Consider the following 3,648-nt stretch of genomic DNA (forward strand, 5'->3'; position numbering starts at 1 on the left):
TGGTAAATGATACAAATAACAAAGAGTATTGGCTCTTTTCAAAAAGTGGATTCGCCAAAGAGTTAATTGAAGCTAAGGTAGCAACTTTAGTTAGTGTTGAAGATTTAGTAAGAGTTTGAGGTGTTTTACCTTCTTAATATTCATATAAAATTTTATTAAAAACTCTAGATCAATCCTTAGGCTCTTCTTTTTGATATTAATTATTTGTCAGATGAACATCCCCAATAAAATTGTTGACAATCATACTTTAACCTCCAATAATGTTAGAAGACCAATAATATATGTTAAATCAAACATAAACTTTGACTTCTTGGGGGAAAGAGTGGGCAAATTATCCAATAAAGTTGTTTTTATTACTGGATGTGGAACAGGTATTGGAAGAGCTATTGCCTTAAGAATTGCTAGCGATGGAGCTACTCTTTTTATAACAGATAAAGATGAAGAGAGCTTACTAAGTGTTCGCAAAGAAATTGTTGAGATCTCCCCAAACTCTAAAGCCCACGTTATGGATGTTACTGATAACGATTCAATTCAAGCTGCTTATGACAAAGTTTTGAACGAATTTACCCATTTAGATATTCTAATCAACAATGCTGGAGTCTCTACAGAAAACTGGTTTTGGAAGCTCACTGAAAAAGAGTGGGATATGAATATGGACATCAACTGTAAAGGTGTTTGGAGAGTATCAAAAGCATTTGCACCTCATATGATAGAGCGTAAAAAGGGAAAAATTATTTGTATCGCTTCGATGGCATCTAAAATAGGTGCTCCTTTCCAAGCTCACTATGCTGCTTCAAAGTTTGGAGTTTTAGGGTTAGTTCAATCTATGTCCAAAGAGTTAGCTCAATACAATATTACAGTCAATGCTGTCTGTCCAGGAATGGTAAAAACGGCAATGCAAGATAGAGAAATTAAATGGGAAGCAAAACTAAGAGGAATTAAAGATCCAGAGGTGGTACGAAAAGAGTATATTGATGCTACCCCATTAGGGCGATTGTGTATGCCAAAAGATGTTGCTAATGTAGTAGCATTTCTGGCTTCATCAGATTCAGATTTTATTACAGGGCAGGGGATAAATGTTACCGGCGGAATATGCGTGCATTGAAGTAAAAAATATTGTGAAAAAAGGAATGGTTCCAGCAGCACTAGCAGCTGGAAATCTCTTAAAAGAAGAGTTTTCAAAGAAAAGCTTTTCTGTAACTCAAAAATCGGGACAAAGTGATCTAGTCACAGAAATTGACTTGAAAGCTTCAGCACTGATCAATTCAGTTTTAGATGGAATCTATCCAAACATCAAAATCATAGATGAGGAAGATGAGTCTATAAATTCTTTTAACGATATAGAAGTTGCTTTTATCGTTGACCCTTTAGATGGGACCCTAAACTTTGTTCATGGGTTAACTGAATTTTGTGTTTCCATTGGATTGGTTTGTAAAGGGGAACCTCTAGCTGGAGTTGTTTATCATCCTATTCAAAACATTTTATTTGTTGGGATTGATGGCATTGGTGCTTGGAAAAATGGTGTAGAAATTAGAATAGGGAAAGAAAGGGAACTCAATGAGTGTCTACTAGGTACAGGTGTCCCATACGATTCCAATTTAAGAGTAAATGGCTTTATTAAACCTTTTGAGCACCTAATGGATCAAGTTAGAGAGATAAGACTACTCGGCAGTGCAGCCTTAGCTCTTTGTTACGTTGCTTCAGGACAATTGTCAGGATTTTATGAGTATGGTTTAAGCCCATGGGACGTTGCTGGGGGGGCAGCAATAATTATGGGTGCTGGAGGAGTTGTGTTACCTATAAAGAACAATTCAGATCCTATTTTTGATGGAACGATTGTAACAGCTAATGCAACAATAGCAACGCTTCTAAAAAATGAGCTTATAAAATAAAGAAAAATTAAAAACTACTATTTGTTTTAATTGTGTGCTTGTGGATTTATCAATAACTTCTCAAGCACACCTTCGTATCTTTTGCTTTGTAAGAAATACTTAACTCTTAGGGAATTAGTATTTTTACATTAAGCCCTCTTAACAACGTCAAATAGGGTTGAGGAGGGATTTTATCAGTTATTAAGACATCAACATCTTTCATATTTCCAAATTTCACAAAAGCTGTTTTTGTAAATTTTGAACTATCTGCTAAAAGAATAATTTGCTGGGCGTGTGATAAGAATTGCCTTTTAATAATAGCATCATCGTAGTTGAACTCTGTTAAATCGAGATTATCGTTAATTCCCCCAACACCTAAAAAGAGCTTATCGGTATAAAAGTTTTGAAGACCAGAAACGGCTAAATCTCCAACCATTGAATTCTCTTCTTTTCTTAGGACTCCCCCCAAAACAATAATTTCTTCAATAGCTGTTGAGGACTTAAATAGGTCAACTACATTAAGAGAGTGAGTTATTACAGTTAGGTTACGAGCTTGTGTTGCTACACTTTGTGCTACTTTATAAACAGTAGTGCCTGTATCGAATGCTACACTATCACCATCTTTTACTAAGCTTGCTCCCAACCTACCTAATAACACCTTTTTCTCGTGGTTTTGCAAAGCCCTTTCTTGATAAGATGGTTCATATGATGTCCCACGAATACTAAACGCTTTCCCATACTTACGTTTAATTAGATTAGTTAGCTCTAAAGAGTCTAAATCTCTTCTAATGGTCATCTCTGATACTTGAAGCTCTGTGGCCAATTTTTTGATAGAAATAGAGCCCTCTAAGTTTATCTTTTGAAGGATAAATGCCTTTCTCTCCGATATGTTCAACCCTTACCACCTTTTTAGTTAAACCACCTTTCATTATAAGTTATCTATGAAGGTTTATCCACAATTATATGGCAAAGAATCTAGTAAAATGGTTAAAAATTGAGTGAAACAATATTTGCTTAACCCTATAAGTTGTTTGATTCTAACGTGAACAACTATCTTGATATTAGCGACTTTAGGTATGGTTTAATTTAAAACTGCCTTGATAAAATAAAAGCAATAACTCCTTATTTTCTTATTTATTGAAATATAACTTTCCAACCTATGCCCGTTAAATAATTTTGGTGAAAACCATTAGATTTTTCCTTGTTAATTACTCCTTCTAGCCCTTTTTCGTGTTTTTAGTTTTAAATCTTGCATTCTTTTACCTAGAACATCATCTTTGGCTACAAGCAAGAGGTCATCTGCTAAATTTAAAGCTAAAAGAACTTTGGCATAGGACCCAAAAGCAACATTTGGTGATCCTTTTTCAATAGACCATAGAGTTGATCTGCTAATACCGGCCCTTTCTGCAACTAAATTTACTGGCAAGTTTCTTCTTAGCCTTGCCAAAGCTATCTGCTCTCCCATTTTCTCCATTTTTCTTCTAAGAGATGGGAGAATATCACTTTGATCTCTTATCATACTTATAAGGTATATCAGATATTGCCATGAGTCAATTTAATGTCTATGATTATAGACTAAATAAGTGTTTTGTTTATAATCTTTAACGTTATTCACATAGAGAAGACTTTTCCATTTCCTTTGGTTTGGCGGGGATGGTTTTAATTTTAAAGATAAAGTAGTAGTACATAAATAAAATTATAAAGCCAATAACTATTCTAACGTGGATAATTTTTACTAAGTAGGCAGAGAATAAAAGCACTGTGGTAGCTAAGCTTA

General features: G+C 34.4%; 5 protein-coding genes. 2 read left to right on the forward strand and 3 right to left on the reverse strand.

All coding sequences use genetic code 11. From position 1 onward, the window contains the following. Positions 1 to 211 precede the first annotated feature (211 nt). Together M0R38_13155 and M0R38_13160 are read left to right on the forward strand one after the other, a co-directional pair. Positions 212 to 1,105, forward strand: a complete 894-nt coding sequence (locus tag M0R38_13155) for an SDR family oxidoreductase (GenBank protein ID MCK9482683.1) — start codon at positions 212 to 214, stop codon at positions 1,103 to 1,105. Beyond that, on the forward strand, positions 1,077 to 1,892 hold the full coding sequence (locus M0R38_13160) for an inositol monophosphatase (protein MCK9482684.1): 816 nt from the start codon (positions 1,077 to 1,079) through the stop codon (positions 1,890 to 1,892). The genes M0R38_13155 and M0R38_13160 overlap by 29 nt, the downstream gene beginning before the upstream one ends. A gap of 106 nt (positions 1,893 to 1,998) precedes the next feature. Here the strand turns inward: M0R38_13160 and M0R38_13165 are convergent, their stop codons facing one another. The 3 genes from M0R38_13165 to M0R38_13175 form a co-directional block, all read right to left on the reverse strand. Beyond that, on the reverse strand, positions 1,999 to 2,694 hold the full coding sequence (locus M0R38_13165; GenBank protein MCK9482685.1) for a DeoR/GlpR family DNA-binding transcription regulator: 696 nt from the start codon (positions 2,692 to 2,694) through the stop codon (positions 1,999 to 2,001). After that, entirely contained in the window at positions 2,657 to 2,800 is a 144-nt protein-coding gene (locus M0R38_13170; GenBank protein MCK9482686.1) for a hypothetical protein, read from the reverse strand. The genes M0R38_13165 and M0R38_13170 overlap by 38 nt, the downstream gene beginning before the upstream one ends. Before the next feature lie 275 nt (positions 2,801 to 3,075). After that, positions 3,076 to 3,390, reverse strand: a complete 315-nt coding sequence (locus M0R38_13175; protein ID MCK9482687.1) for a helix-turn-helix domain-containing protein — start codon at positions 3,388 to 3,390, stop codon at positions 3,076 to 3,078. Positions 3,391 to 3,648: the final 258 nt, after the last annotated feature.

It is taken from the genome of Bacteroidia bacterium, from assembly GCA_023228875.1.
In the GTDB taxonomy this organism is placed as follows: Bacteria; Bacteroidota; Bacteroidia; order NS11-12g; family UBA955; genus JALOAG01.

Bases quoted from the DNA above. Each gene is read 5' to 3' on its own strand.
- M0R38_13155 (MCK9482683.1), top strand. From the start codon at position 212: ATGAACATCCCCAATAAAATTGTTGACAATCATACTTTAACCTCCAAT.
- M0R38_13170 (MCK9482686.1), bottom strand. From the start codon at position 2,800: ATGAAAGGTGGTTTAACTAAAAAGGTGGTAAGGGTTGAACATATCGGA.
- M0R38_13160 (MCK9482684.1), top strand. From the start codon at position 1,077: ATGTTACCGGCGGAATATGCGTGCATTGAAGTAAAAAATATTGTGAAA.
- M0R38_13175 (MCK9482687.1), bottom strand. From the start codon at position 3,390: ATGATAAGAGATCAAAGTGATATTCTCCCATCTCTTAGAAGAAAAATG.